Origin of the sequence: Chromobacterium sp. ATCC 53434, from assembly GCF_002848345.1 — a bacterium.
In the GTDB taxonomy this organism is placed as follows: Bacteria; Pseudomonadota; Gammaproteobacteria; order Burkholderiales; family Chromobacteriaceae; genus Chromobacterium.
The window spans coordinates 2246163-2271855 of record NZ_CP025429.1 but is presented as its reverse complement, the minus strand read 5'-3'; the positions used below and the strand labels follow the sequence as shown (position 1 = coordinate 2271855).

Below are 25693 nucleotides of genomic sequence, written 5' to 3'. Positions count from 1 at the left end.
CACGAATCGAAGAAGAATCGGGAACATATCAAGCATGACCGAGTTTGCCATTGAGCTGGCCGGCATCAACAAGAGTTTTGGTGCGGTCAAGGCCAACCGCGACGTGACGATGAGCGTGCCGAAGGGAAGCATCCACGGCATCATCGGCGAGAACGGCGCCGGTAAATCGACGTTGATGAGCATTCTGTACGGCTATTACCACGCCGACAGCGGCACCATCCGCGTCAACGGCAGGGATGCGCGCATCCGCAACAGCCAGGAAGCGATCCGCCTGGGGATAGGCATGGTGCATCAGCACTTCATGCTGGTGGAAACCTTCACCGTGCTGGAGAACATCGTGCTGGGCGCCGAAGGCGGCCGGCTGCTCAAGGGCGGCATGGACGAGGCCCGCGAGCATCTGAAGCAGTTGAACGACAGCTACTCGCTGGAGGTGGACCCGGACGCGCTGATCAGCGACCTGGGTGTCGGCCTGCAACAGCGGGTGGAAATCCTGAAAGCGCTGTACCGCGGCGCCGACGTGTTGATCCTGGACGAGCCGACCGCGGTGTTGACGCCGCAGGAGGCCGACCACCTGTTCCACATCCTGCGTTCCTTGAAGGCGCAGGGCAAGACGGTGATCCTGATCACGCACAAGCTGCGCGAGGTGATGGACATCACCGACAACGTCAGCGTGATGCGCGCCGGCACCGTGGTGGACAATGTCCGCACCTGCGACGTCGACAAGGAAAAGCTGGCCGACCTGATGGTGGGCCGCAAGGTGTCGCTGAAGGTGGACAAGGCCGACTGCAAGCCCGGCGCCGCCGTGCTCGACGTCAGCGGCCTGACGTTGATAGACGCGCGCCAGGTCAAGCTGCTCGACAATCTGAACTTCCAGGTCAGAGCCGGCGAGATCGTCGGCGTCGCCGGCGTGTCCGGCAACGGCCAGTCCGAATTGCTGGAGGTGCTGGCCGGCATGCGCGACCCCAGCGCCGGCAGCATCGTCTACAAGGGCGAGGACCTGCTGAAGCTGCCGTGCCGCCACACGCCGCGCGCTGCCGTCTACCGCCAGCGCGGCATCGGCCACGTGCCGGAGGACCGCTCGCGCGAGGGCCTGGTCAAGGCCTTCTCGACGTTCGAGAACGCGATACTGGGCTACCACGATGACAAGTCGCTGAGCCGCGGCCCGCTGTATTCGCGCAAGAAGCTGGTGGAGCGCACCCGCGACTTCATCGCCCAGTTCGACATCCGTCCGGGCAATCCGCTGCTGCGCGTGGGCCTGTTGTCCGGCGGCAACCAGCAGAAAGTGGTGCTGGCGCGCGAGATCCACGCTGATCCGGACCTGCTGTTGATCGGCCAGCCGACGCGCGGCGTCGACATCGGCGCGATCGAGTTCATCCACAAGCGGCTCGTCGAGCTGCGCGACCAGGGCAAGGCCATCTTGCTGGTCTCGGTGGAACTGGAAGAAATCCTGGCGCTGGCCGACCGCATCCTGGTGATGGCGGGCGGGCAGATTACCGGCGAAGTGGCGGCCAAGGATGCCGATACCATTTCCCTCGGCCTGCTGATGGGGGGGCACAAGCATTGAAATTCGGACAACCATCCACCTTGCCGCGTTGGGCGCAGCTGACCGTGCTGCCGGCGCTCAACCTGCTGGCCGCCTTGCTGGTGACGGGCTTCGTCACCTGGATGATTGGCGAGAATCCGTGGGAATGCCTTAAGCTGCTGATCCACGGCGCCTTCGGCTACGGCGAGGGCATAGGCTACACGCTGTTCTACACCACCAGCTTCATCTTCGCCGGCCTCGCCGTCGCCACCGCCTTCCACGCCGGCCTGTTCAATATCGGCGGCGAGGGCCAGGCCTATCTGGCCGGCCTGGGCGTAACGCTGGTGATGCTGGGCTTCGACCACGTGCTGCCGTCCTATGTGCTGATTCCGCTGGCGATGCTGGCGGCGATGGGCTTCGGCGCGGCCTGGGCCTATGTCCCGGCCTATCTGCAGGCCAAGCGCGGCAGCCACATCGTGGTGACCACCATCATGTTCAACTTCATCGCCTATTCGTTGATGTTGTACCTGATCAGCCACCAGTTGATCGAAGCCGGCTCGCAGAACCCGACGACCCGCTTGTTCGGCCAGAGCGGCTGGATTCCGCAGGCGCACGAGCTGTTCTCCGGCCTGCCCAGCTCGCCGCTGAACCTGTGCTTCGTGTTCGCGCTGTTGGCCGCCGGCCTGTTCTACCTGATCGTCTGGCACAGCCGCTGGGGCTTCGAATTGCGCACCGTCGGCACCAACGAGCACGCCGCCGGCTACGCCGGCATGAGCGTCAGCCGCGTCATCATCGTCGCGATGTGCGTATCGGGCGCGCTGGCCGGCCTGTCGTCGGTCAACGACCTGTTGGGCTCCTCGCACCGGATGAACGTGCTGTTCACCAACGGCGTCGGCTTCGTCGGCATCGCCGTGGCGCTGATGGGCCGCAACCATCCGGTCGGCATCATCCTGTCGGCGCTGCTGTTCGGCGCGCTGACCCAGGGCGGCTCGGACCTGTCGTTCGAGAAACCGATGATCACCCGCGAGATGATCCTGTTCATCCAGGGCCTGATCATCCTGTTCTGCGGCGCGCTGGAAAACCTGTTCGAGCCGTTCATCGCCGGCCTGTTCAAGCGCAAGGACAAGTAAATGGAAATGTTCTTCAGTCTTCTCGATTCCACCGTGCGCGTGGCCACGCCGCTGGTGCTGGCGGCGCTGGCCGGCATGTTCTCCGAGCGCTCCGGCGTGGTGGACATCAGCCTGGAAGGCAAGATGCTGGCGGCGGCCTTCGCCTCCGCGGCGGCGGCCTATCTGACCCACAACCCGTGGATCGGCCTGTTGGCCGGCATGATGGCCGCCGTGTCGCTGGCCATGGTGCACGCGTTCGTATCGGTCACCTACAACGGCAACCAGCTGATTTCCGGCATGGCGATCAACACCATCGCTTCCGGCATCACGCCGGTGCTGGGCCTGGCCTGGTTCCAGCAGGGCGGCAACTCGCCGCAGCTGCCGGACGAGGGCCGCTTTCACGAGATCACGCTGCCGTTCGCCGACGCCGTGCGCGACGTGCCGGTGCTGGGCCTGGTCTACAGCAAGCTGATATCGGGCCACAGCATCCTGGTCTACCTGACGGTGCTGGTCGTCATCCCGCTGGTCACCTGGGTGCTGTACAAGACCCGTTTCGGCCTGCGCCTGCGCGCCGTCGGCGAAAATCCGCACGCGGCCGACACCGCCGGCATCTCGGTGGCCAGAGTGCGCTATACCGCGCTGTTCTGGGGCGGCATCCTGTGCGGCATGGCCGGCACCTATCTGTCCGTCTACCAGACCGGCAGCTTCATCAAGGAAATGACGGCGGGCAAGGGCTTTCTGGCGCTGGCCGCGCTGATCTTCGGCAAGTGGCGTCCGGTGCCGGCGGTGATTGGCTGCCTGCTGTTCGCCTTCGCCGACGCGATCCAGATCCGTCTGGAGGGCGTGGCGCTGCCGGTGATCGGCCAGATTCCGTCGCAGGCGATCGCGGTGATCCCTTACGTGCTGACTGTGCTGTTGCTGGCCGGCTTCGTCGGCCGCGCGCTGGCGCCGAAGGCGATAGGCGTGCCCTTCGTCAAGTCGCGCTGAAGCGGCGACCTGGTCTGCAAAAGCCCGCCCGGCATGGCCCGGCGGGCTTTTCTCATGCTGGGCCGTGCTATGATGGGGGCTTGTCGGGCGGGCGGGACCCGCCCATCAACAGGACGTTTCGCCATGCTGAGCTATCAAGAGGCGCGCGACTGGCTGCAAGCGCGCGCCAGGCCGCTGACCCTGCGCCAAACCGTGGCGCTGCCGCAGGCCGCCGGCCGGGTGCTGGCCGAGCCGGTGGAGGCCGGCATCGACGTGCCGCCGCATCCGAACAGCGCGATGGACGGCTACGCCGTGCGCTGCGCGGAGCTGGGCGGGCCGCTGCCGGTGTCGCAGCGGATTCCGGCGGGTTCGGACCCGCAGCCGTTGCAGCCGGGCAGCGTCGCGCGCATCTTCACCGGCGCGCCGATACCCGCTGGCGCCGACGCGGTGGTGATGCAGGAGCAGGCGACGGTGGACGACGCCGGCCTGGTGAGCTTTTCCGCCGCGCCGCGGCCGGGGCAGAACATCCGTCCGCGCGGCGAGGACATCGCCCGCGGCCAATGCGTCATCGCCGCCGGCCGCCGCCTGTCGCCGGCCGACCTGGGTCTGGCCGCCTCGATCGGCCTGACCACGCTGCCGGTGCTGCCGGCCTTGAGGGTGGCGGTGTTCTTCACCGGCGACGAGCTGGTCGAGCCCGGCCGGCCGCTGGCGCCGGGGCAGATCTACAATTCCAACCGCTATTGGCTGCAGCCGGCCTTGCAGCGGCTGGGCTGCGAGGTGATAGACCTCGGCCAGGTCGGCGACGCGCTGGAACCGACGCGGCAGCTGCTGCGCGACGCCGCCGCGGTGGCCGACGTCATCGTCACCTGCGGCGGCGTGTCGGTCGGCGAGGAGGATCATGTGCGCGCGGCGGTCGAGGCCGAGGGCGAGCTGACCTTGTGGCAGGTGGCGATCAAGCCGGGCAAGCCGCTGGCTTTCGGCCGCGTCGGCGAGGCCGACTTCATCGGCCTGCCGGGCAACCCGGTGTCCGGCTTCGTCACCTTGCAGACGCTGATCCGGCCCTTTATGCAGCTGCGCATGGGCCTGCGGACGGACGAGGCGCCGCCGGCGCGGCACCGGGCCGGTTTCGAATGGACGCGTCCCGATCCGCGGCGCAGCGAGTTTCTGCGCGTGCGCAGGGTGGCCGGCGACGACGGCTGGACGCTGCAACTGTATCCGCAGCAAAGCTCCGGCGCGCTGACCTCCTGCGCCTGGGCCGACGGCCTGGCCTGGCTGGAGGCGGGCCAGACGGTGGCGCCGGGCGACGAGCTGCGCTACCTGCCGCTGGACGGGCAATGAGCCGTATCCGCTTCGTCGCCGAGAACGGCGCCTTGCTGAACGAGACCGAGGCGATGGCCGGCGACAATCTGCTCGACGTCGCCCGGCTGGCCGACGTGCCGCTGCACTGGCGCTGCGGCCAGGGCACCTGCGGTACTTGCAGGGTCAGGATAGCCGGCATGGCCCCGCCGCAGCGGCTTGGACGCAAGGAGAGGAATGTGCTGTTGCGCGCCGGCGCGATAGACGCCGCGCTGGCGGCCAGCGAGGAGTGGCGCGAGGCGGAGCCGTGGCGGCTGGCCTGCCACCTGGAGGTGGACGAGGGCGCGGACTGGAAAGTCCTGTGTCCGGACGATTGAGCCGGCGCGATGAAAAAAGCCCCCGTCAGGGGGCTTTCGTTTTGCCTGGCCGCACCTGGTGGACTCAGCCTTGCTCGCCCTCGCAGGCCAGCTCCTCGTTGTCGTCCTGCTCCAGCCAGTGGCGCAGCATGGTCAGGCCCACCGCCAGCAGCGTCGGGCCGATGAACAGGCCGATCACGCCCCAGGCGATCAGGCCGCCGATCACGCCGAGGAAGATCACCGACAACGGCATCTGCGCGCCCTGGCTGATCAACAGCGGTTTCAGGACGTTGTCTATGGTGTTGATCAGCAGGAAGCCCCAGATCAGCAGGAAGACGCCCAGGCCGGTGTGGCCGGTGTAGAACACCCAGGCGGCGGCCGGCAGCCAGACGATCAGCGTCGGCAGCTGGGCGACGGCGACGATGAAGCAGACGAAGCCCAGCACCAGCGCGCCGGGCACGCCGGCGATCAACAGGCCGATCACGCACAAGATGGTCTGCGCCAGCGCCGTGCCGACGACGCCGGTGGTGACGCTGCGTATCGTCCGCGCGATCACTTCCGGCAGCTCGCTGGCGGTTTCGCCGCCCAGCTTGATCACGATGCGCTCCACCAGCTCCCACAGCTTGTCGCCGTTGATCAGCAGCAGGCCGGCGACGGCGATCGCCAGCACGATTTCCAGCAGGCTCAGACCCAGATTGGCGCCGCCGGACAACAGCCACAACGCCGCCTGATTGATCGCCGGACGGATTTTCTCGAAGAAGCCGGGCAGGTCGGCCTGGGTGCTCTGCCACAGCTTTTGCAGGCTGTCGCCGACCACCGGCAGATTGACCAGCCAGGCCGGCGCGTCAGGCAGCCGGAAGCTGGTCAGATCGTGCGCCAGATTGGCCAGGTGCGGCAGCGTGTCGGCCAGCGTCAGCGCCATCAGGCCGATCGGAATGGCCAGCGCAGCGGACAGCGCCAGCACGATCAACAGCGCCGCCAGCTTGTGACGTCCGTGCAGCCGCAGCTTCAGCCGGCAATAGAGCGGCCAGGCCGAGATGGCGATGATGGCGGCCCAGGTCAGCGCGCCGAGAAAGGGCTGCAGCACTTTCAGGCAGGAGACCACCAGCAGCGCCAGAATGGCGACGCGGAAGACGCCGAGTATGCTGACATTGGAAAAAGCGTTGGGCAGGGGAGGCATGGAGGCATCCGTTCTAGGTGGCGGAAATGGCGGCCGGCGCGATGGCGCCGGCCGGATACGGCGCTAGTTTGCCACCTTGCCCAGTTCGCCGGCAAATGCGGCGGCCGGCGTGTAGCCGACGACGCGTCCGGCTTCGCGGGACTGCGGGTCGAACAGGATGATGCCTGGCGGGCCGAACAGGCCGAAGCGCTTCAGCAGCGCCTGATGCTCGGCCTTGTTGGCGGTGACGTCGGCGCGCAGCAGCGCGAAGCGCTGCATCTGCGCAGCCACCTGCGGCTGCGGGAACACTTCCGCCTCCATTTCCTTGCAGGCGATGCACCAGTCGGCGTAGAAGTCCAACAGCAGCGGCTTGCCGGCGGCCTTGGCCTCGGCCAGCTTCGCGTCCAGCTCGGCGATCGAGCCGACCGGCTGGAAGTTCTGCTGGGCGTGCGCGTCGGCGTTGCTGGCGGCGATCAGCTTCAGCGGATAGCGCGGATTGTCGGCGCCGGACAGCAGGCCCAGCAGCTGCGCGCCACCGAGCAGGAACAGCAGCAGGCCCAGCGCCTTGCCGAGGCGCGCGCGCGCGCCGGAGCCGGCGGACAGGCTGTCGAAGGCGCCGAGGAAGACCGCCGCGCCTATCAGCAGCGCCGCCCACAGCAGCATCACCAGCGACGCCGGCAGGAAGGGCGTGGCCAGCCAGATGGCCAGGCCCAGCATCACCACGCCGAACACTGACTTGACCGCCTTCATCCAGTTGCCGGCGCGCGGCAGCACATGGCCGCCGAAGGTGCCGATGACGATCAGCGGCAGACCCAGGCCCAGCGCCATCGCGTACAGCGCCGCGCCGCCGAGGGCGGCGTCGCCGGTGCTGCCGATATAGCCGAGCGCCAGCGCCAGCGGCGGCGCGACGCACGGGCCTACGATCAGCGCCGACAGCGCGCCCATCAGGAACACGGTGACCGCCTTGCCGCCGGACAGGCGGTTGGAGGTGTCGGCCAGCCGCGACTGCAGGCTGTTGGGCAGCTGGATCGTGAACAAGTCGAACATCGACAGCGCGAACACCACCATCAGCGCGCTGGCGGACAGCACCACGGCCGGCTGCTGCAGCCAGACGGTCAGCAGCGAACCGGTCAGGCCGGCGACGACGCCGACGGCGGTATAGGTCAGCGCCAGGCCCTGCACATACAACAGCGACAGCAGAAAACCGCGGCGACGGGTGATGGTGGCGCCCTGGCCGGCAATCAGCGATGAAACGATGGGCAGCAGCGGATACATGCAGGCGGTGAACGCCATGCCCAGTCCCGCCAGCAGAAAAGTGCCCAGTGTGGCCAGCCACCCGCGGCCGGCCAACTCGCTGTTACCGGCCGACGCTTTTCCCGCGGCGTCGGCGCCTCCCGTCCACGCGCCCAGCTTGCCGCCGGCGCCGCCGACTTGCAGCTTGTGGGTGTAAGGCGGATAGCAGACGCCGGCCTCGGCACAGCCCTGCAGCTTCACGTCCAGCCGGAAGTCGGCCGGCGCGCCGGCGGTTAGCGGGATGGTGATCAGCTGTTTGCCGTGGTAGATGGTCTGCTTGCCGAAATAGGGGTCGGACTTTTCCTGGCCGGCCGGCAGTTCCGGCTTGCCCGCCAGATCGGCCGGCACGGTGCTGATGTGGATGCGGTTGCGGTACAGGTAGTAGCCGGGCGCGACGTCCAGCGTCAGCTGCAGCTTGTCGCCGTCGCGGCTGACCTGGGCGGCGAAGGCTTTCTCCGGCGGCAGCAGGTCGTCCTGATTGACCGCGTGGGCGGGCAGGGCGATGCTCAGGCAGGCGACGAGCGCCGCCAGCCAGCGCCAGGCCGAGCGGTAAAGGGAGTTGAGGTATGCTTGCACTTGCAGACTCTGTTCTGGGGTTGGCGATAGGGTTCTGACGCGGCGGTCTCGGCATCGGTTCCGTGCCGCCGAATCGTGATGCAATATGCATCAAATGGCACGATCCGGCAAACGGCGATGCGCGCCAGGGGGCCAGTATAGCCCCGCCACCGGGACGGCGACAGCGCCCGGCTTGTGAAAAATAAGAATGAGTATATCAAGCCCGCTCAAGGACTTTGAGCCGGTTTTCAGAGGGATTTATGAGGGAAACCATCCATTTCGCCCACGCCAACAGCTTTCCGGCGTCGGTCTATCGCAAGCTGCTGTCGCGGCTGGGCGAGCATCACCAGGTCGGCTTTCTGGACACCATAGGCCACGATCCGGCCTATCCGGTGACCGATTGCTGGCCGCATCTGGTGGACGAGAGCATCGCCTACATCGAGCGGAATTACGCCGGCCCGGTGGTCGGCGTCGGCCATTCGCTGGGCGGCTTCCTGATGTTCTACGCCGCTCTGAAGCGGCCCGAGCTGTTTCGCGCCATCGTCATTCTCGATTCGCCGTTGATGGGGCCGTCGCGCTCGTTCGGCATCTGGCTGGCCAAGCGCTTCGGCTTCATCCAGCGGGTGACGCCCGGCGGCAACTCGCTGAAGCGGCGGGACAACTGGGCCTCGGCGGCGATGGCGCGCGACTATTTCGCCCGCAAGACCATGTTCGCGCGCTTCGATCCGGACTGCCTGGCCGACTATGCCGAACTCGGCACGCAGGAAGACGGCCATGGCGGGCGACGGCTGAAGTTCCGCCCCCAGGTCGAGCACGACATCTATGCGACGCTGCCGCACGACTTCCCGCGCCACAAGGGAGGGTTGAAAGTGCCGGCGGCCGTCATCGCCGGCGAGGCGTCCGACGTGCTGGGCGGGGCCGACATCCGCTTCATGCGCCGACAGTTCGGCATCCAGGTCGAATACCATCCCGGCAGCCATCTATTTCCGCTGGAGCGGCCGCTGCAAGCCGCCGATCACATCCTCGAACTGCTGGAGCGGCTGCCGCGCGGCTGACCGCCGGCCTTGCTGCGGCGCGACAAGGCTTGCGACGGATGGTGTTCTCGCGGAAACTAAGGCTAACTCCAGCCTGCATGAAAGACCGAAGCCTGTGACGATGGAACACCTGCTGAAGCAACACCGAGACGCCATCGACGCCATCGACGTCGAAATCCTCAACCTGCTGAATCGACGCGCGAGCCACGCCCGCGAGATCGGCGAGATCAAGGGCGGCGGCGTCATCTACCGCCCGGAGCGCGAGGCCCATGTGCTGCGCCGCCTGAAGGACTTAAACCCGGGGCCGCTGCCGAGCGAGTCCATCGCCCGCTTGTTCCGCGAAGTGATGTCCGAGTGCCTGGCCCTGGAAAAGCCGCTGTCCATCGCCTATCTGGGGCCGGAGGGCACGTTCAGCCAGCTGGCCACGATCAAGCATTTCGGCCACGCCGCCCGCACCGTCGCCTGTTCCTCGGTGGACGAAGCGTTCCGCCTGGTCGAGTCGCGCGCGCTGGACTACGTGGTGGCGCCGGTGGAGAACTCCACCGAGGGCGCGGTCGGCCGGACGCTGGACCTGATGGTCACCTCGCCGCTGAAGATCTGCGGCGAGGTGGTGCTGCGCATTCACCACCATCTGCTGCGCCAGACCGAGGGCCTGGACGGCATCCGCCGCGTCTACGCCCACGCCCAGGCGCTGGCGCAATGCCATGAGTGGTTGAACAAGAACCTGCCCGCCGATGTCGAACGGGTATCGGTGGCCAGCAACGCCGAAGCGGCGCGGCTGGCGGCCGAGGACGAATCGGCCGCCGCCATCGCCGGCCAGGCCGCGGCCGAGCGCTACGGCCTGCTGAAACTGGCGGAAAACGTCGAGGACGAGCCGAACAACACCACCCGCTTCCTGGTGCTGGGCCTGCAGGACGTCGGCGCCACCAGCCAGGACAAGACCTCCATCGTGGTGTCGGCGCCGAACCGGCCGGGCGCGGTGCATCAGTTGCTGGAGCCGGTGGCGGCCAACGGCGTGTCGATGAGCAAGTTCGAATCGCGGCCGTCCCGGGCCGGCTTGTGGGACTACGTGTTCTTCATCGACCTGGAAGGCCACCGCCAGGACGAAAACGTGCAGCGCGCGCTGAAGGGGCTGTCCGAACGCACCTCCTTCGTCAAGGTGCTGGGCTCCTACCCGACGGCGGTGTTGTGAGCCGTCCGGCATGATCCGGGGCCGGGATCTTCCGGCCCCTGGAGCCTGCTCGCGATCTTTTCCCGGCAGCGGCCATTTGCAGAAACGGCCCCGGGGCGCTGATAAAAGGATCATGAGCAGGCTCTTATTTTTTGAAACGGATAAACAAAATGAAATCGATCTGTCTGTTCTGCGGTTCCAACAAGGGGACGCGGCCCGAGTACGAGGCCGCCGCGCGGGATTTCGGCCGCACGCTGGCCGAACAGGGCATCACCCTGGTCTACGGCGCCGGCAAGGTGGGTTTGATGGGCGTGGCCGCCGACGCGGCGCTCGCAGCCGGCGGCCGGGTGATCGGCGTGATTCCGGAGTTCCTGAAAGCCAAGGAAGTGGCCCATATGGGACTGAGCGAGCTGCATGTCACCGAAACCATGCATCAGCGCAAGGCCATGATGGCGCAGCTGTCCGACGGCTTCATCGCGCTGCCGGGCGGTTTCGGCACCTTCGACGAATTGTTCGAGATCCTGACCTGGGCGCAGCTGTCGGTGCACAACAAGCCGGTAGGCGTGCTCGACGCCGGCGATTTCTACCGGCCGTTGCGGGCGCTGGTGGAACACGCGGTCGGCGAGGGTTTCGTTCCCAAGGGCAATCTGGACCTGTTCCGCATCGAGCGGGAGCTGCCGGCGCTGCTCGACTGGATGCGGCAATACCGACCCAGCCACGTCGCCAAGTGGCTGGACCTGACCCGCACCTGAGCGATAGCCATGGGAAAGGCTGACATGCGGGCGTCGCCATGGCTGCGCGCGCGACGGGCGATGGCCTGGCCGCTGGCGCTGCTGCTGGCGGCCATCATCGTTTTTGAAGAGTACGCGTGGGACGAGCTGGCCGCGGCGCTGGCCAGGCTTGGGCGCTGGCCGCCGTTCGCCGCGCTGGAGAGCTGGGTGGCGAGTCGTCAGCCGAAGACGGCGCTGGCCCTGTTCCTGGTGCCGGCGCTGGCCTTGCTGCCGGTCAAGCTGGCGGCGCTGTTCCTGATCGAGCAGGGCCATGCGCTGCTGGGCCTGGCGGTGATCCTGCTGGCCAAGGTAGGCGGCACCGCGCTGGCCGCCTGGCTGTTCACGCTGACCCGGCCGGCGCTGATGTCGGTGCCGTGGTTCGTGCGCTGGTATCAGCGTTTCGGCCGCTTGCGCGCCTGGGTGTTCGAACGGTTGCGGGGTTCGCTGCCATGGCGCTGGGCAAGGCTGGCGAAAATGCGGGCGCGCCGCTTCTGGGCGCAGCCGTCGCCGCTGACCCGCCTTGCCCGGCGGCTGGCCGACCGCCTGCGCCGGAACGTGTCCTCGGCGCTCGAGGGCAAGGAGACTGATAGATGATTGTCGTGATGAGTGCTCGCGCGAGCGAGGCCGAAGTGCGGGACGTGGTGTCCAGAATAGAGGGAGCCGGCCTGGCAGCCCACGTGTCCCGCGGCATCGAGCGCACGGTGATCGGCGCGGTGGGCGAGGAGAGGGGAATGGACGCGGCCTCGTTCGAATCGATGGCCGGCGTCGAGCGCGCGCTGAGAGTGGTCGGCGATTACCGCATCGTGTCGAGGGCGGCGCAGCCGCAGGACACGCGGGTCAGAATGGGGCGGGCGGTGTTTGGCGCCGGCGGGACGGCATGGCTGGGCGGCAGCGCGCAGGACTGGAGCGAGGACGCGCTGCGCGCCGTCGCGCGCCAGGTCGCGGCGGCCGGCGGCAAGCTGTTGTACGCCGGCGGCGGACGCAGCCACGCCAGTCCCTACCATTACCGGACCCTGGGCGTGTCCGAGCTGGACCGCCTGCACGACGTCGCCGGCGAGGCCGGCCTGGACGCCGTGGCCGAATTGCGCGACGTCCGCCTGTTGGACGCGCACCTGGAGCGGCAGACGGAGGCGCTGCTGCTGCCGCCGCAATCGCTTGGCAATGTCGAATTGTTGCGGGAAGTCGGCCGCATCAATAAAGCTGTCATCTTGCAGCGGGACAATCGTCTGACCCTGGACGAGTGGCTGGCCGCGGCGGAACATGTCGCGCTCGGCGGCAATCACCAGATCGTGTTGTGCGAATGCGGCGGCGACGGCCAGTCCGTCAGCCTGGACGTCGGCGGTTTGGCCAGTCTGCGCAGGCGGACCCATCTGCCCTTGATCGTCGCCGCGCCGATGGCGGGGGGCGTGGCGCTGGCGCGCGCGGCGATGATCACCGGCGCCTGCGGCCTGATGCTGGATGGCGCGGCGTGGAGCGACGACGAGGCGCCGGCCTGGCGGGAATGGTTGGACGGCGCCGTCGAATGAGCGTGCTGGAGGTCTTGCTGACGGAGATCGCGGACTGCCGGGCCTGCGAGGCGTCATTGCCCTGCGGGCCCCGGCCGGTGTTCCGGGCCGCCGCCGCCTCCCGCATTCTGCTGGCCGGCCAGGCGCCGGGACGCAAGGTGCACGAGAGCGGAGTGCCCTGGGATGACGCCAGCGGCAAGCGTTTGAGAGAGTGGTTGGGCATCGATGTCGATACGTTTTACGATCCGGCCTGCTTCGCCATCGTGCCTATGGGTTTCTGTTACCCCGGCACCGGGCCGAACGGCGATTTGCCGCCCAGGCCGGAATGCCGCCGGCTGTGGCATCCGCGCCTGCTGCCGCTGCTTGAACGGGTGGAGCTGGTGCTGGCGGTGGGCGCTTACGCGCAGGCCTGCCACCTGCCTGCGCGCAAGCGCACGCTGACGGAGACGGTGGCGGCCTGGCGCGAGTATTGGCCGGCCGTGATTCCGCTGCCGCATCCGAGTCCGCGCAATCAGATGTGGCTGGCGCGCAACCGCTGGTTCGAAACCGAGTTGCTGCCGGCGCTGCGCAGGCGGGTGAGGGAGGTGTTGGCGAGATAGTTTGGCGCGTTTGGCGCGGGCATGAGCAAAAACTCTAAAAATATGGATTTCCATCGTTCCGCAGGTGATAATTCGGCCCAGTTATACGGAGAGACCCGTCACGATGAAGTGTGTTGATGATTTTCGCCTGAAGCTGGGTAAGCATGAACTGGTGCCTGTCGTCATTGGCGGCATGGGCGTCGATATTTCCACCGCGCAACTGGCGCTGGAAGCCGCGCGGCTGGGCGGCGTCGGCCATATTTCCGACGCGATGGTGCCGACGGTGACCGATCGCCGTTTCAATACCAAGTTCGTCAAGAGCAAGCTGGCCCAATACAAATTCAATGTCGAGAACCCGGACAAGTCCGTGGTTCGCTTCGACCTCGGCGTGCTGGAAGAGGCGACCCGCCTGCACGTCGGCAACACCATGCAGCAGAAGCAGGGCGATGGCCTGGTATTCATCAACTGCATGGAAAAACTGACGATGAACGCGCCGAAGGAGACGCTGCGGACGCGGATGCGCGCGGCGCTGGACGCCGGCATCGACGGCATCACGCTGGCGGCCGGCCTGCACCTGGGTTCGTTCTCGCTGATCGAGGACCATCCGCGTTTTCACGACGCCAAGCTCGGCATCATCGTTTCGTCGCTGCGCGCGCTGCAGCTGTTCCTGAAGAAAAACGGCCGCAGCGGCCGCCAGCCCGACTATGTGGTGGTGGAAGGCCCGTTGGCCGGCGGCCACCTGGGCTTCGGCATGGACTGGGCCCAGTACGATCTCGGCACCATCTTCGCCGAGATTCGCGACTGGCTGCGCGCCGAGCAGCTGGACATCCCGCTGATTCCTGCCGGCGGCGTCTTCACCGGCAGCGACGCGACCGCCTTCCTGGAAGCCGGCGCCGGCGCGGTGCAGGTGGCGACCCGCTTCACCGTGGCCCGCGAATGCGGCCTGCCGGAAAAAGTGCAGCAGGAATACTTCAAGGCCAGCGAGGACGATATCGAGGTCAACCAGCTGTCGCCGACCGGCTATCCGATGCGGATGATCAAGAGTTGCCCGGCCATCGGCGACAGCATACGGCCGAATTGCGAGGCCTACGGTTATCTGCTGGACGCCAAGGGCAGCTGCTCCTACATCGAGGCCTACCAGAAGGCCCAGGCGGAAAATCCGGGGGTCAAGCGCGTGCCGGTGTGGGAAAAGACCTGTTTGTGCACCCATATGCGCAATTTCGACTGCTGGACCTGCGGCCATTACGCCTACAGGTTGAAGGACACGTCCCACCGCCGCGTCGACGGCAGCTATCAGCTGCTCAGCGCCGAGCACGTGTTCCATGATTACCAGTACAGTCGCGACCACCAGATCGCGCTGCCCAAGCGCGAGGAGTGCCTGCTGGTGGGCTAACGTAGGCTCTTAGGATGGAGCGGCATTCTTCGCAAGGGGAATGCCGCTTTAGTTTTGCTTGTGGTAATGTCAATGTCAGGTATTGCTGCGACGCTTTCAATTATATAGCATTAATGGTTTGCGCCCGATGCCCGCGGGTGCGGGAAGGGCGGCGATGCTAGCGTTTGCATCGAATTGCCGGCTGTTCTACCATCGGCGCACCATGTCAGGCTTCCGGCATGTTGATGGCAGACCAGGCTCTTGCAGCCGCCACGCGCGGTTGTCACATACCCGGAATGATTTCCATTTTCTTGCGAACACGTAATAAACAATGAGCAAAATCGACAAGCAGAACCAGCAGGAAGCCGTTTCTCACAAGATTCGTTACCGCCTGCAGCAGGCGGGAGCCCGTTTTCACGCCAATGACAATATCGCCGATTTCATCGAGGACGGCGAGCTGGAGGCCTTGCAGGACGAGGTGCAGGCCAAGCTGAAGGGGGTGTTGGAAAGCCTGGTGATCGACACCGAGAACGATCACAACACCCAGGATACCGCCAGACGGGTGGCCAAGATGTTTCTGCGCGAGGTGTTCCGCGGCCGCTATGTGCAGATGCCGCCCAGCACCGAGTTTCCCAATGTGGAACGGTTGAACGAACTGATGATCGTCGGCCCGGTCACCGTCCGCAGCGCCTGCTCGCATCATCTGTGCCCCATCATCGGCCGCGTCTGGGTGGGCGTGATGCCGAACGAGAATTCCAATCTGATCGGCCTGTCCAAGTATGCCAGGCTGATAGACTGGGTGATGACGCGCCCGCAGATCCAGGAGGAGGCGGTGTCGCAAATCGCCGATCTGCTGATGCGCAAGTTGCAGCCGGACGGCCTGGCCATCGTGATGGAGGCCGACCACTTCTGCATGCACTGGCGCGGCGTCAAGGACAGCAATAGCAAGATGACCAACAGCGTCATGCGCGGATCGTTCCTGACCGATGCCAATCTGCGTCGGGAATTCCTGTCGCTGATGCACAAACCGTAACGGAGGCATGGCCATGCTGGTTCGCCTGATTTATTGTAGCAGGGCGCAGGAGCCGGTCAGCAAGGCGCTGGTCGATGAGATTCTCGGCGCCGCCAGGCGGAATAATCCGGCGCAGGGGATCACCGGGCTGCTGTGCTATAGCCAGGACATCTTCATGCAGGTGCTGGAAGGCAGCAGGGCCCATGTCAACCGCCTGTATCTGAAGCTGGCCCACGATGCCCGCCATCACTCGCTGACGCTGCTGTCCTTCCAGGAGATCGAGCAGCGCAAGTTCGCCAACTGGAGCATGGCCGAGGTGGCGCTGGACAAGCTGAACGCCTCGCTGATCCTGCGTCATTCCCCGCTGCCGATGCTGGAGCCATTCACGATGCCGGGCGCCGGCGCCGAGCGGCTGCTGGAAGACCTTGCCGAGTCCGGCAGCATACAGTAGCGCCGTATTCGCACCGGCGGGCCGTTTCGGCCCGCCGTTCATCCAACCCACGGAAAGAATCATGTCCCGACTCAGCATCATCGTCGCGCTGGCCCTGCTGGCCGGCGGCGCGGCCGCCCAGGCCGCCCCTGTCACCAAGACGCTGCCATCCGGCGTCAGGATCGAGACCCTCGTCGCCGGCAAGGGCGCGCTGCCCAAGCCGACCGACACCGTCAAGGTCAACTATCGCGGCACCTTCAAGGACGGCAAGGAGTTCGACAGCTCGTACAAGAACGGCGGTCCGATCAGTTTCCCGCTGAACCGCGTGATTCCGTGCTGGACGCAAGGCGTCGGCTTGATGGCAGTCGGCAGCAAGGCTAAGCTGTTCTGCCCGGCGGCCACCGCTTACGGCAGCCGCGGCGCGCCGGGCGCGATCCCGCCGAACACCGACCTCTACTTCGAGGTGGAGCTGCTGGACATCCAGAAGTAAGGTGCGAAGCGCATGAGCAAAAAAAGCCCGGACAAGCCGGGCTTTTTTCATGGGGACGGGCCTCAGCCGGCGGGGAGCAGCGCCGCCAGCGGCGCGACGATGCGCTCGAGATAGTCGGCGTCGGTCTGGTCGAAGCTCGCGAGCTGGTCGGAGTCCACGTCCAGCACCGCCACGACCTTGCCGGCGGCGTCGCGGATCGGCACCACGATTTCGGAACGGGCGCTGGATGAGCAGGCGATATGGCCGGGGAAGGCGTCGACGTCGTCGACCAGCAAGGTGCGGTTCTGCGCCCAGGCGCTGCCGCATACGCCGCGGCCATGCGGAATGCGCGTGCAGGCGATCGGCCCCTGGAACGGCCCCAGCACCAGTTGTTCGTTCTTGACCAGGTAGAAGCCGGTCCACAGCCAGTCGAAGGTGGTCGCCAGCGCGGCCGACAGATTGGCCAGCGCGGCGACGAGATCGGTCTCGCCTTGAATCAGCGCGTGGGCCTGCGGCAGCAGTGTCTGGTATTTTTCCGCCTTGCTGGCGCCTTCTATGATCAGGTGTTCTGCCATCGGTATCGCAATATTTCGGGATTGTGGACCTGACAGCATACACGGCTTCGGCGAAAAGAAAACGCCGCCCGGAGCGGGGCGGCGTCAATGGAGTCTGAGGGAGCCCGAAGGCATTACATCATGTGTTGGCCGCCGTTCATCGCGATATTGCTGCCGGTGATGAAGCCGGCGCTGTCGGAGCAGAGGAAGCCGACCAGCGCCGCGATCTCCTCCGGCTTGCCGAGGCGGCCGACCGGAATCTGGGCGATGATCTTGTTGCGGACGTCTTCCGGCACCGCCATCACCATCTCGGTGGCGATGTAGCCGGGGGAGATGGTGTTGACCGTCACGCCCTTTTTGGCGACTTCCTGGGCCAGCGCCATCGTGAAGCCGTGCATCCCGGCCTTGGCCGCCGAGTAATTGGTCTGACCGAACTGACCCTTCTGGCCATTGATCGACGAGATGTTGACGATGCGGCCGAAGCCGGAGTCCAGCATGCCGTCCAGCACCGGCTTGGTCATATTGAACACCGAGTCCAGATTGGTGCGGATCACCGCGTCCCAATCGTCCTTGCTCTGCTTCCTGAAGCTGGCGTCGCGGGTGATGCCGGCATTGTTGACCAGGATGCCGACCGGGCCGATGTTCTTGGCGATCCGGGCCGTCACTTCCTGGCAGGCGGCGAAGTCGGTGACGTCGCACAGATAACTGTGAATGTCGTTGAAACCCAGCCCCTTCATGTCGGCATGCCAGGCCTGCTCGCGGCCGGGCCGGCTGTAGGTGGTCACCACCACGTGTCCCGCTTCGGCCAGGGCCCTGCAGATGGCGGTTCCGATACCGCCCATGCCGCCTGTGACAAGCGCAATCCGTTTCGTCATGATGCTGGCTCCTCAGTTGAATTTTGAAGTTTTATGCTTGCGTGATGCTTGATCCCTTTTGTTACAGCATATTCAGGCAGCCATGAAAAGTAAATAAAGAGTGTGTGCTTTCTTATTTACAATCTAGCCGGCGTCAGTTCATGCGTCAGCCTCTGTAACAAGCTTAGCCGATGCCGTGCGATGCCGCCTTTGTCCGCTGCGGCCATAATCGCACAATTCGGCTCGACGCAATGCGAACAGTTATGGAAGCGACACTGGCCGATATACTGGCGCATTTCCGGAAAATAACGGATCAAATCAGCTGCTTGCAAGTGTTTTAAGCCAAACTCCTGCAAGCCGGGCGAGTCGATCAGATGACTGTCCTCGTCCAGATGGTAGAGCGCGGCGTGGGTGGTGGTGTGACGGCCGGAATCCAGCGCGGTGGAGATGTCGCCGATACGGGCGTTGGCGTCCGGCAGCAGCGCATTGGTCAGCGTGGACTTGCCCATGCCGGACTGGCCGACCAGCACGCTGGTATGGCCGCTGAGCAGCGGCCGCAGCGGCGAGAAGTCCTGCTTGGCCGACAGGACCAGCAACTGGTAGCCCAAATCGGCGTACAGCTGCAGTTTTTTCAGCAGCGGCGCGGTTTCCGGCAGATCGGACTTGTTGACGACGATGATGGGTTCGATGTCGCCGGCCTCGGCGGCGATCAGGCAGCGGCCCAGCAACTCCTCGTTGGGGCTGGGCACGGCGGCGACCACGAACAGGATGCGGCTGACGTTGGCGGCGATCACCTTGGTTTTCCAGTCGTCCTGGCGGTAGAGCAGGCTGCGGCGCTCTTGCGCGCGTTCTATCACCGCCTGTTCCTGGTTCTGGATCAGGATGTCGACATGGTCGCCGCAGGCGTAGTCGACGCGCTTGCCGCGGGTGGTGCAATCGTAAACGCGGCCATCGGCGGCTTCGACGATGAAGCGGCGGCCGTGGCTGCGGATGATCTGTCCGGTGCTGGCGGTCATGGGCGGCGCATCAGCGCTTCGGTCTTGGCCGCGCAGATGAAGTCGTTGAGGGTCAGGCCGCCGGCGTCATGGGTGCTGAAGTTCACCACCGCGCGGTTGTAATGCACCGACATGTCCGGATGATGGTCTTCGCGATGGGCGATCCAGGCCAGCGCGTTCACGAAGGCCATCGTCTCGTGGTAGTTGGCGAAATGGTAGGTCTTGTTCAGCTCGATGCCGTCGACCTGCCAGCCGGGCAGGCCGGACAGCAGCTGGGTGACGGTGTTGTCGGCCAGCGGGTCCCGGCCGTGTTGCGGGGTGCAGGACAGTTCCAGCAGATTCATGCTCGGTTTCCTTTCAGGTGTTGGATGCGCAGCGTGGCGGGCGGGTGCGAATCGTAGAAAGTCGAATGGATGGGGTCGGGCGTCAGCGTGGACGCGTTGTCGCGGTACAGTTTGACCAGCGCGGCGATCAGGTCGTCGGCGCGGGTCTGCTCGGACGCGAAATCGTCGGCCTCGTATTCATGCACGCGGGACAGGCGGCTGGACAGCGGCGTCAGCGGGAAGGCGAAGGCCGGCGCCGCGGTGAAGAACAGGATCAGCGCCATCGCGGTGCTGGGCGCGGCGACGCCGAGTCCAGCGTAGAACCACGGCGCATGCAGCAACTGCCCCAGCAGCCACAGCAGCGCCAGCGACAGGACGAAGATCACCGCGATGCGCTTGACGATGTGGCGGCGCTTGAAATGACCGAGTTCGTGGGCCAGCACCGCTTCGATTTCGGCGTGGCTCAGCTGGGACAGCAGCGTGTCGAAGAACACGATGCGCTTGGTGTCGCCGAAGCCGGTGAAATAGGCGTTGCCGTGGCTGGATCGGCGCGAGCCGTCCATCACGAACACGCCCTGGCTCTGAAAGCCGGCGCGCTGCAGCAAGGCTTCGATCCTGGCCTTCAGCGCCTGGTCTTCCAGTGGCTTGAACTTGTTGTACAGCGGCGCGATCAGCGTCGGATACAGCGCCACCATCAACAGCTGGAAGGCGGACCAGACCAGCCATACCCACAACCACCACAGCGGGCCGGACGCGTCCATCAGCCACAGGATCAGCGCGATCAGCGGCAGGCCGATCGCCACGCCGAGCGCGATGCCCTTCAGCTGGTCGACGAGATACAGGCCCACGGTGGTCTTGTTGAAGCCGAAGCGGCTCTCGATGCCGAAGGTGCCGTACAGCGTCAGCGGCAGCGACACCAGGCTGGAGACGACGGCGACGGCGGCGATCAGCGCGACGCCGGACGGCAGCGGCTGCGGGAGCCATTGCATGCAGCGTTCGGCCAGCCATTGCAGGCCGCCACCGAAAGTGAGGACGGCGATCAGCGCGGTGTCCACCCAGGTGCCCAGCAGACCCAGCCGGGTTTTGGCTATGGTGTAATCGGCGGCGTGACGGTGCTGTTCCGCGGTGATGCTGTCGCGAAAATCGGCCGGCACCTGGTCGCGGTGGCGGCCGATGTGGCGGATGTGTCGCCAGCCCAGCCACAGCTTCAGGCACAGCGTCAGCGTCAGCGCGGCGGCGAATAGCAGGGAGAATGCTTCAGTCATGGGTGTCCGTGCAGGTATCGGGTTTGCCGCGCGGGCGGCAATGAAGGAAAATGGCAGGGTTTTCCAAAGATTGACTAGTATGGCACAAGATACCAATAACCTCATCTGGCTCGACATGGAGATGACGGGGCTGAGTCCGGACAGCGACCGCATCATCGAAGTGGCGATGATTGTCACCGACAGCAACCTGAACGTGGTGGCCGAATCCCCCGTGCTGGTGATCCACCAGTCCGACGCCGTCCTCGACGGCATGGACGACTGGAACAAGAACACCCACGGCAAGAGCGGCCTGATCGAGAAGGTGAAGAACTCGGCCGTCAACGAGGCCGAGGCCGAGCAGCGGCTGCTGGACTTCATGGCGCAGCACGTGCCGGAGCGCGGCAGCCCGATGTGCGGCAACACCATTCATCAGGACCGCCGATTCATGGCGCGCTGGATGCCCAGGCTGGAAGCCTATTTCCATTACCGCAACCTGGACGTCTCCACGCTGAAGGAGCTGTGCAAGCGCTGGAAGCCGGAAGTGGCCAAAGGCGTGGTCAAGCGCGGCAAGCACGAGGCGCTGGCCGACATCATGGAATCGATAGAGGAAATGCGCTATTACCGCGAGCACTTCCTGAAGTTGTAAGAAGCGACAAGCGCGGCCATCGTCGCGACGGCAGGGCCGGCCGGATCCGGGCGGCCCTTTTCGGCGTTCACCTCATCCCTCTTGGCAGGAAACATGGTTTCTCAACGCCACACCGACATCAATTCCACCCAGATCTGGTCCAAGCTGCACCAACATCAGCGCGCGACGCGCCATATGCACATGCGCGAGCTGTTCGATCTCGATCCGCAGCGCTTCCAGCGTTTTTCGCTGGAGCTGGACGGCCTGCTGCTCGACTATTCGAAGAACCGCATCACCGAGCGCACGCTGGAGCTGCTGTTCGAGCTGGCCCGGGTGGCCGATCTCGCCGGCTGGATGGAGAAAATGCGCACCGGCGCGCACATCAACGTCAGCGAGGGGCGGGCGGCGCTGCACACGGCGCTGCGGCTGCCGGCCGACGCGCGGCTGAGCGTCGACGGCCGCGACGCGGTCGCCGACGTCCATCGGGTGCTGGCCCGGCTCAAGGATTTCAGCGAGCAAGTGCGCGACGGACGCTGGCTCGGTTTCACCGGCCAGCCGATACGCGACGTGGTCAATCTGGGCATCGGCGGTTCCGACCTGGGGCCGCTGGTGGTGAAGGAGGCGCTGTCGGCCTACGCCGACCGGCGGCTGAACGTCCATTTCGTGTCCAATGTCGACGGCCAGCACCTGGCGCGCACGCTGGAAGGGCTGGATCCGGCCAGCACGCTGTTCATCGTCGCCTCCAAATCGTTCACCACGCCGGAGACCCTGCTGAACGCCCAGGCGGCGCGCGGCTGGTTTCTGCAAGCGGGCGGGGAGGCCGACATCGCCCGCCATTTCGTCGCGGTGTCGACCAATGAGCCGGCGGTCCGGGCTTTCGGCATCGATCCCAAGCACATGTTCGGCTTTTGGGACTGGGTCGGCGGCCGCTACTCGGTGTGGTCGGCGATTGGCCTGCCGGTGATGCTGGCCATCGGCTACGACCATTTCCGCGCCTTCCTCGACGGCGGCCACGCGATGGACCGCCATTTCTTCGAGACGCCGTTCGCCGCCAATATGCCGGTGCTGCTGGCGCTGATCGGCATCTGGTACAACACCTTCTACCGGGCGCATACTCATGCCATCATGCCGTACGATCACGGTTTGCGCCGATTGCCGGCCCATATCCAGCAGCTGGACATGGAGTCCAACGGCAAGCGGGTGGGACGGCTGGGCGAGGCGCTGGATTTCGATACCGGTCCGGTGATCTGGGGCGAGGAGGGAGCCAACAGCCAGCACGCCTTCTTCCAGCTGCTGCATCAGGGCACCCGGCTGGTGCCGTGCGACTTCATCCTGCCGCTGAACAGCCATTATCCGCTGGCCAGCCAGCATGAGGTGCTGGTGGCCAATTGCCTGGCGCAGACCGAGGCGCTGATGCGAGGCAAGAGCGAGGCCGAGGTGATGCAGGAGCTGAGTCGGCTGTCGGGCGAGGAGCTGGACATGCTGCTGCCGCAGAAGCTGTTTCCCGGCAATCAGCCGTCCAACACGCTGGCGTTGGACAAGGTGACGCCTTACAGCATGGGCATGCTGATGGCGCTGTACGAGCACAAGGTATTCGTGCAGGGTGTGATCTGGGGCATCAATTCATTCGACCAATGGGGCGTCGAGTACGGCAAGCAGCTGGCGCGGCGCATCCTGCCCGAGCTGACCGGCGATGCCAGCGAGCTGGCGCACGACAGTTCTACCAACGGTCTGATCCGACATTACAGGGAGCGCCATGTCAAATAACAGGCAACTGGCCGCCGATCTGGGCGCGGCCTTGCTGTCGCGCGGCGAGAGCGTGGCGACCGCCGAATCGTGCACCGGCGGGCTGATCGCCGCGGCGATCACCGATGTGCCGGGCAGCTCCGCCTGGTTCAGCCACGGCGTGGTCAGCTACGGCAATCAGGCCAAGCAGCAGTTGCTCGGCGTGCAGGCGTCGTCGTTGATGAACCACGGGGCGGTCAGCGAGCTGGTCGTGCACGAGATGGCGGCCGGCGGCCAGGCGCTGGCCGACGCCGACTGGGCGGTGGCGGTGTCCGGCATCGCCGGACCGGACGGCGGCACGCCGGAGAAGCCGGTGGGCCTGGTCTGGCTGGCCATCGCCCATCCGGGCGGCCAGACCGAGGCCTGGAGCTGCCGTTTCGCCGGCGACCGCCAGCAGGTGCGGGAGCAGGCCGCGGCGGAGGCCCTGTCGCGGCTGATCGAGCGAATCCAGGGCCACGTCAGGGCGGCCTAGTCCTCGTCATCGGGTTTGCGCCCCTTGCGCGCCCGCGGATGGGCGTTGTCGTACACCTTGGCCAGGTGCTGGAAATCCAGCGCGGTGTAGATCTGGGTGCTGGACAGATTGGCGTGGCCGAGCAGCTCCTGCACCGCGCGCAGATCGCCCGACGACTGCAGCAGGTGCGAGGCGAAGGAGTGGCGCAGCATGTGCGGATGCACATGCTGATCGGCACCGGTCTTGATCGCCCAGTCGCGCAGCCGCTTTTCCACCTGGCGCCCGCCCAGTCGCCTGCCATGGCGGCCGGTGAACAGCGCGGCCTCGTCGGTGGACGCCTGCCTCAACGCCAGCCACTGCCGCAGCCTGAGCGCCGCCTCGGCGCCTATCGGGACCAGTCTGGTCTTGCCGCCCTTGCCATGTATGCGCAGCAGCTGATCGGAAAAGTCGACATCCTGAAGATTCAAACCCACCGTTTCCGACAGCCGCAGGCCGCAGCTGTAGACCAGCTCGAACAGCGCGCGGTCGCGGACGTCCAGTTCGCCGTCTCCGTCGATCCGGTCCAGCAGCGCGGCGGCGCCGTCGACCGGCAGCGCCTTTGGCAGCAGCTTGTCGCGCTTGGGCGGGCGCAGGCCGGCGGCGGGATTGTCGTCGCGCAGCAGGCCCTGCTGCAGCCAGTGGTAGAAGCTGCGCCAGGAGGACAGTCGCCGCGCCAGGCTGCGGCTGCCCAGGCCCTGGGCGTGCAGCCGGGCCAGCGCCTTGCGCAGATCGGTCGCGCCGGCGTCGCGCAGCGGCACCGCTTGCAGCAAGTCCTGCAGCAGCGCGAGATCGGCGCGGTAGGCGGCCAGCGTGTGCGGGCTGCGGCCGGCCACCGTCAGGTGGGCGGCGAAGCGGTCGACCCATTCATCGCCCACGTCAGCCCCGGCGCAGCCGCGCCATCTGCATCAGCCGCTCGAACAACTGCAGGTCCTGCTCGTTTTTCAGCAGCGCGCCGGCCAGCGGCGGCGGCGCGCTCTGCGCATGGCGAGCGGCCAGCTCATCCGGCGCGACCGCCTCGCCGACCAGCAGTTTCAGCCAGTCCAGCAGTTCCGAGGTGGTAGGTTTCTTTTTCAGGCCGGGCAGCTCGCGGATGGAGAAGAACACTTCCAGCGCCTGCTTGACCAGCTGCTGGCGGATGTCGGGAAAGTGCACGTCGACGATGGCCTGCATCGTCTCCGGCTCGGGAAAGCGGATGTAATGGAAGAAGCAGCGGCGCAGGAAGGCATCCGGCAGCTCCTTCTCGTTGTTGGAAGTGATGATGATGATGGGGCGCTGGCGCGCCCGGACGAACTGCTGGGTCTCGTGGACGAAGAATTCCATCTGGTCCAGTTCGCGCAGCAGGTCGTTGGGGAATTCGATGTCAGCCTTGTCTATCTCATCTATCAGCAACACCGGCGCCGTGTCGGCCTCGAAGGCCTGCCACAGCTTGCCCTTGACGATGTAGTTGGCGATGTCGTGCACCTTGGCGTCGCCCAGCTGCGAGTCGCGCAGCCGCGATACCGCGTCGTATTCGTACAGGCCGTGCTGAGCCTTGGTGGTGGATTTGATCGGCCAGATGATCAATTCCCGACCAAGGCTGGCGGCCACTTCTTCGGCCAGCATGGTCTTGCCGGTGCCCGGTTCGCCCTTGATCAGCAGCGGGCGTTGCAGGGCGATGGAGGCGTTGACGGCCATCATCAGATCGTCGGTGGCGATATAGCGTTCGGTGCCGGTAAAGCGGGTAGTCATCGGGATAGGCTGTGGTACGGGATTGTGAGTGATCGAAAGGGCGGCGCCGGCTACGGGCCGCCCGGGAAATTAGCGGGTGAATTCCCGCGCCAGGTCGTCCAGCGTGACGCCCCAGCTCTTCATCATATGGCTCAGCAGCGCCATTTCGCTGTCGCTGATGGTGCCGTCCGACTTGCTGATGTCCATCGCCAGCACGCAGGTCAGGATGCGTTTGCGGCGGTCGGTCACCTCGGCCAGCAGATTGTCTATCCGTTCGCGGTCGAGCAGGCGGATCGAACCGTCGTCGCCGGCCTCGTCGGAAATGTCGTTGCACAGGTCTCGGAACACCTGGGAGAACTGTTTGCGAGGCAGATTGATCAAATGGTAGACATGCAGTTTTTCCAGCAACTCCAGTTCGCGCGGATCCATGTTGCCATCGGTGATCATGAACATGGCCAGGAGTCTGGCCATCGCCTCCGGGCTGTTGGGCGGGTAGTGTCTCATGGCGCCATTCCTTGT

General features: G+C 65.8%; 28 protein-coding genes. 18 read left to right on the top strand and 10 right to left on the bottom strand.

Translation table 11 applies throughout. From position 1 onward, the window contains the following. Positions 1–34: 34 nt before the first annotated feature. The 5 genes from CXB49_RS10275 to CXB49_RS10255 all read left to right on the top strand — a co-directional run bounded on the left by CXB49_RS10275 (position 35) and on the right by CXB49_RS10255 (position 5270). Positions 35–1564: an ABC transporter ATP-binding protein gene (locus tag CXB49_RS10275; RefSeq protein WP_101708305.1), complete on the top strand. Its 1530-nt coding sequence runs from the start codon at positions 35–37 to the stop codon at positions 1562–1564. Next, positions 1561–2652 carry an ABC transporter permease gene (locus CXB49_RS10270; protein WP_233493034.1) on the top strand — a complete coding sequence of 364 codons (1092 nt, stop codon included), beginning with the start codon at positions 1561–1563 and terminating at the stop codon, positions 2650–2652. The genes CXB49_RS10275 and CXB49_RS10270 overlap by 4 nt, the downstream gene beginning before the upstream one ends. Continuing rightward, positions 2653–3618, top strand: a complete 966-nt coding sequence (locus CXB49_RS10265) for an ABC transporter permease (protein ID WP_101708304.1) — start codon at positions 2653–2655, stop codon at positions 3616–3618. A 123-nt stretch (positions 3619–3741) separates the two neighbouring features. Beyond that, positions 3742–4935 carry a gephyrin-like molybdotransferase Glp gene (gene glp / locus CXB49_RS10260; protein ID WP_101708303.1) on the top strand — a complete coding sequence of 398 codons (1194 nt, stop codon included), beginning with the start codon at positions 3742–3744 and terminating at the stop codon, positions 4933–4935. Next, the gene (locus CXB49_RS10255; RefSeq protein ID WP_101708302.1) at positions 4932–5270 is read left to right on the top strand and encodes a 2Fe-2S iron-sulfur cluster-binding protein; all 339 of its coding nucleotides are present in this window, start codon (positions 4932–4934) and stop codon (positions 5268–5270) included. The genes glp and CXB49_RS10255 overlap by 4 nt, the downstream gene beginning before the upstream one ends. Positions 5271–5334: 64 nt before the next feature. On the opposite strand, the gene CXB49_RS10250 is transcribed toward CXB49_RS10255, so the two are convergent. Both CXB49_RS10250 and dsbD read right to left on the bottom strand, forming a co-directional pair. Then, positions 5335–6429: an AI-2E family transporter gene (locus CXB49_RS10250; RefSeq protein ID WP_101708301.1), complete on the bottom strand. Its 1095-nt coding sequence runs from the start codon at positions 6427–6429 to the stop codon at positions 5335–5337. Between the two features lie 63 nt (positions 6430–6492). Next, a complete protein-coding gene (gene dsbD, locus CXB49_RS10245; protein WP_101708300.1) occupies positions 6493–8277 on the bottom strand; it encodes a protein-disulfide reductase DsbD in 1785 nt (594 codons plus the stop codon). Positions 8278–8516: 239 nt separating this feature from the next. Here dsbD and CXB49_RS10240 point away from each other — a divergent pair, with 239 nt between their 5' ends. From CXB49_RS10240 to CXB49_RS10195, 10 genes are all read left to right on the top strand, one after another. Further along, entirely contained in the window at positions 8517–9311 is a 795-nt protein-coding gene (locus tag CXB49_RS10240; protein WP_101708299.1) for an alpha/beta fold hydrolase, read from the top strand. A gap of 100 nt (positions 9312–9411) precedes the next feature. Further along, on the top strand, positions 9412–10482 hold the full coding sequence (gene pheA / locus CXB49_RS10235; RefSeq protein ID WP_101708298.1) for a prephenate dehydratase: 1071 nt from the start codon (positions 9412–9414) through the stop codon (positions 10480–10482). 149 nt (positions 10483–10631) lie between these two features. Next, positions 10632–11213, top strand: coding sequence for a TIGR00730 family Rossman fold protein (locus tag CXB49_RS10230; RefSeq protein ID WP_101708297.1), 582 nt, complete (start codon positions 10632–10634; stop codon positions 11211–11213). A gap of 9 nt (positions 11214–11222) precedes the next feature. Beyond that, positions 11223–11825: a hypothetical protein gene (locus tag CXB49_RS10225; protein ID WP_199406822.1), complete on the top strand. Its 603-nt coding sequence runs from the start codon at positions 11223–11225 to the stop codon at positions 11823–11825. Beyond that, complete coding sequence (locus CXB49_RS10220; RefSeq protein ID WP_101708296.1) at positions 11822–12757, top strand: 3-deoxy-7-phosphoheptulonate synthase; 936 nt, start codon at positions 11822–11824, stop codon at positions 12755–12757. The genes CXB49_RS10225 and CXB49_RS10220 overlap by 4 nt, the downstream gene beginning before the upstream one ends. Continuing rightward, positions 12754–13335 carry a uracil-DNA glycosylase family protein gene (locus CXB49_RS10215; protein ID WP_101708295.1) on the top strand — a complete coding sequence of 194 codons (582 nt, stop codon included), beginning with the start codon at positions 12754–12756 and terminating at the stop codon, positions 13333–13335. The genes CXB49_RS10220 and CXB49_RS10215 overlap by 4 nt, the downstream gene beginning before the upstream one ends. 103 nt (positions 13336–13438) lie before the next feature. After that, the gene (locus CXB49_RS10210; RefSeq protein WP_101708294.1) at positions 13439–14707 is read left to right on the top strand and encodes a nitronate monooxygenase; all 1269 of its coding nucleotides are present in this window, start codon (positions 13439–13441) and stop codon (positions 14705–14707) included. A 310-nt stretch (positions 14708–15017) separates the two neighbouring features. Further along, positions 15018–15719 carry a GTP cyclohydrolase I gene (folE, locus tag CXB49_RS10205; protein WP_101708293.1) on the top strand — a complete coding sequence of 234 codons (702 nt, stop codon included), beginning with the start codon at positions 15018–15020 and terminating at the stop codon, positions 15717–15719. Between the two features lie 13 nt (positions 15720–15732). Further along, entirely contained in the window at positions 15733–16149 is a 417-nt protein-coding gene (locus CXB49_RS10200) for a BLUF domain-containing protein (protein WP_101710672.1), read from the top strand. A gap of 61 nt (positions 16150–16210) precedes the next feature. Continuing rightward, on the top strand, positions 16211–16618 hold the full coding sequence (locus CXB49_RS10195) for an FKBP-type peptidyl-prolyl cis-trans isomerase (protein WP_101708292.1): 408 nt from the start codon (positions 16211–16213) through the stop codon (positions 16616–16618). A gap of 62 nt (positions 16619–16680) precedes the next feature. Here CXB49_RS10195 and CXB49_RS10190 read toward each other — a convergent pair whose 3' ends face one another. The 5 genes from CXB49_RS10190 to CXB49_RS10170 form a co-directional block, all read right to left on the bottom strand. Beyond that, the gene (locus CXB49_RS10190; RefSeq protein WP_101708291.1) at positions 16681–17172 is read right to left on the bottom strand and encodes a GAF domain-containing protein; all 492 of its coding nucleotides are present in this window, start codon (positions 17170–17172) and stop codon (positions 16681–16683) included. A gap of 113 nt (positions 17173–17285) precedes the next feature. Next, entirely contained in the window at positions 17286–18026 is a 741-nt protein-coding gene (gene phbB / locus CXB49_RS10185) for an acetoacetyl-CoA reductase (RefSeq protein WP_101708290.1), read from the bottom strand. Positions 18027–18142: 116 nt separating this feature from the next. After that, positions 18143–19021 (bottom strand): ribosome small subunit-dependent GTPase A, encoded by an 879-nt coding sequence (gene rsgA, locus CXB49_RS10180; protein WP_101708289.1) that lies wholly within the window; start codon positions 19019–19021, stop codon positions 18143–18145. After that, positions 19018–19344 carry a 4a-hydroxytetrahydrobiopterin dehydratase gene (locus CXB49_RS10175; protein ID WP_101708288.1) on the bottom strand — a complete coding sequence of 109 codons (327 nt, stop codon included), beginning with the start codon at positions 19342–19344 and terminating at the stop codon, positions 19018–19020. The genes rsgA and CXB49_RS10175 overlap by 4 nt, the downstream gene beginning before the upstream one ends. After that, positions 19341–20588 (bottom strand): M48 family metallopeptidase, encoded by a 1248-nt coding sequence (locus tag CXB49_RS10170; protein WP_101708287.1) that lies wholly within the window; start codon positions 20586–20588, stop codon positions 19341–19343. Before CXB49_RS10170 ends, CXB49_RS10175 begins: the two co-directional genes overlap by 4 nt. Before the next feature lie 79 nt (positions 20589–20667). Here CXB49_RS10170 and orn point away from each other — a divergent pair, with 79 nt between their 5' ends. The 3 genes from orn to CXB49_RS10155 all read left to right on the top strand — a co-directional run bounded on the left by orn (position 20668) and on the right by CXB49_RS10155 (position 23449). Continuing rightward, positions 20668–21213, top strand: coding sequence for an oligoribonuclease (orn, locus tag CXB49_RS10165; RefSeq protein WP_101708286.1), 546 nt, complete (start codon positions 20668–20670; stop codon positions 21211–21213). A 93-nt stretch (positions 21214–21306) separates the two neighbouring features. Next, positions 21307–22959 (top strand): glucose-6-phosphate isomerase, encoded by a 1653-nt coding sequence (pgi, locus tag CXB49_RS10160; protein WP_101708285.1) that lies wholly within the window; start codon positions 21307–21309, stop codon positions 22957–22959. Continuing rightward, on the top strand, positions 22949–23449 hold the full coding sequence (locus tag CXB49_RS10155; RefSeq protein WP_101708284.1) for a CinA family protein: 501 nt from the start codon (positions 22949–22951) through the stop codon (positions 23447–23449). The genes pgi and CXB49_RS10155 overlap by 11 nt, the downstream gene beginning before the upstream one ends. On the opposite strand, the gene xerC is transcribed toward CXB49_RS10155, so the two are convergent. From xerC to CXB49_RS10140, 3 genes are all read right to left on the bottom strand, one after another. Next, positions 23446–24342, bottom strand: coding sequence for a tyrosine recombinase XerC (gene xerC / locus CXB49_RS10150; protein ID WP_101708283.1), 897 nt, complete (start codon positions 24340–24342; stop codon positions 23446–23448). The two genes, CXB49_RS10155 and xerC, sit on opposite strands and share 4 nt — an antisense overlap. Position 24343: 1 nt before the next feature. Next, positions 24344–25195, bottom strand: a complete 852-nt coding sequence (locus CXB49_RS10145; protein WP_101708282.1) for a MoxR family ATPase — start codon at positions 25193–25195, stop codon at positions 24344–24346. Between the two features lie 69 nt (positions 25196–25264). Then, a complete protein-coding gene (locus CXB49_RS10140) occupies positions 25265–25678 on the bottom strand; it encodes a hypothetical protein (protein ID WP_101708281.1) in 414 nt (137 codons plus the stop codon). Between the last annotated feature and the right edge of the window lie 15 nt (positions 25679–25693).

Coding starts and splice junctions, on each gene's coding strand:
- CXB49_RS10225 (WP_199406822.1), top strand. CDS start 11,223: ATGGGAAAGGCTGACATGCGGGCGTCGCCATGGCTGCGCGCGCGACGG.
- CXB49_RS10175 (WP_101708288.1), bottom strand. CDS start 19,344: ATGAATCTGCTGGAACTGTCCTGCACCCCGCAACACGGCCGGGACCCG.
- folE (WP_101708293.1), top strand. CDS start 15,018: ATGAGCAAAATCGACAAGCAGAACCAGCAGGAAGCCGTTTCTCACAAG.
- CXB49_RS10250 (WP_101708301.1), bottom strand. CDS start 6,429: ATGCCTCCCCTGCCCAACGCTTTTTCCAATGTCAGCATACTCGGCGTC.
- orn (WP_101708286.1), top strand. CDS start 20,668: ATGGCACAAGATACCAATAACCTCATCTGGCTCGACATGGAGATGACG.
- CXB49_RS10145 (WP_101708282.1), bottom strand. CDS start 25,195: ATGACTACCCGCTTTACCGGCACCGAACGCTATATCGCCACCGACGAT.
- glp (WP_101708303.1), top strand. CDS start 3,742: ATGCTGAGCTATCAAGAGGCGCGCGACTGGCTGCAAGCGCGCGCCAGG.
- rsgA (WP_101708289.1), bottom strand. CDS start 19,021: ATGACCGCCAGCACCGGACAGATCATCCGCAGCCACGGCCGCCGCTTC.
- CXB49_RS10230 (WP_101708297.1), top strand. CDS start 10,632: ATGAAATCGATCTGTCTGTTCTGCGGTTCCAACAAGGGGACGCGGCCC.
- CXB49_RS10220 (WP_101708296.1), top strand. CDS start 11,822: ATGATTGTCGTGATGAGTGCTCGCGCGAGCGAGGCCGAAGTGCGGGAC.
- CXB49_RS10195 (WP_101708292.1), top strand. CDS start 16,211: ATGTCCCGACTCAGCATCATCGTCGCGCTGGCCCTGCTGGCCGGCGGC.
- CXB49_RS10190 (WP_101708291.1), bottom strand. CDS start 17,172: ATGGCAGAACACCTGATCATAGAAGGCGCCAGCAAGGCGGAAAAATAC.
- phbB (WP_101708290.1), bottom strand. CDS start 18,026: ATGACGAAACGGATTGCGCTTGTCACAGGCGGCATGGGCGGTATCGGA.
- pheA (WP_101708298.1), top strand. CDS start 9,412: ATGGAACACCTGCTGAAGCAACACCGAGACGCCATCGACGCCATCGAC.
- CXB49_RS10240 (WP_101708299.1), top strand. CDS start 8,517: ATGAGGGAAACCATCCATTTCGCCCACGCCAACAGCTTTCCGGCGTCG.
- CXB49_RS10140 (WP_101708281.1), bottom strand. CDS start 25,678: ATGAGACACTACCCGCCCAACAGCCCGGAGGCGATGGCCAGACTCCTG.
- CXB49_RS10155 (WP_101708284.1), top strand. CDS start 22,949: ATGTCAAATAACAGGCAACTGGCCGCCGATCTGGGCGCGGCCTTGCTG.
- pgi (WP_101708285.1), top strand. CDS start 21,307: ATGGTTTCTCAACGCCACACCGACATCAATTCCACCCAGATCTGGTCC.
- CXB49_RS10210 (WP_101708294.1), top strand. CDS start 13,439: ATGAAGTGTGTTGATGATTTTCGCCTGAAGCTGGGTAAGCATGAACTG.
- CXB49_RS10170 (WP_101708287.1), bottom strand. CDS start 20,588: ATGACTGAAGCATTCTCCCTGCTATTCGCCGCCGCGCTGACGCTGACG.
- CXB49_RS10265 (WP_101708304.1), top strand. CDS start 2,653: ATGGAAATGTTCTTCAGTCTTCTCGATTCCACCGTGCGCGTGGCCACG.
- CXB49_RS10275 (WP_101708305.1), top strand. CDS start 35: ATGACCGAGTTTGCCATTGAGCTGGCCGGCATCAACAAGAGTTTTGGT.
- CXB49_RS10255 (WP_101708302.1), top strand. CDS start 4,932: ATGAGCCGTATCCGCTTCGTCGCCGAGAACGGCGCCTTGCTGAACGAG.
- CXB49_RS10200 (WP_101710672.1), top strand. CDS start 15,733: ATGCTGGTTCGCCTGATTTATTGTAGCAGGGCGCAGGAGCCGGTCAGC.
- CXB49_RS10215 (WP_101708295.1), top strand. CDS start 12,754: ATGAGCGTGCTGGAGGTCTTGCTGACGGAGATCGCGGACTGCCGGGCC.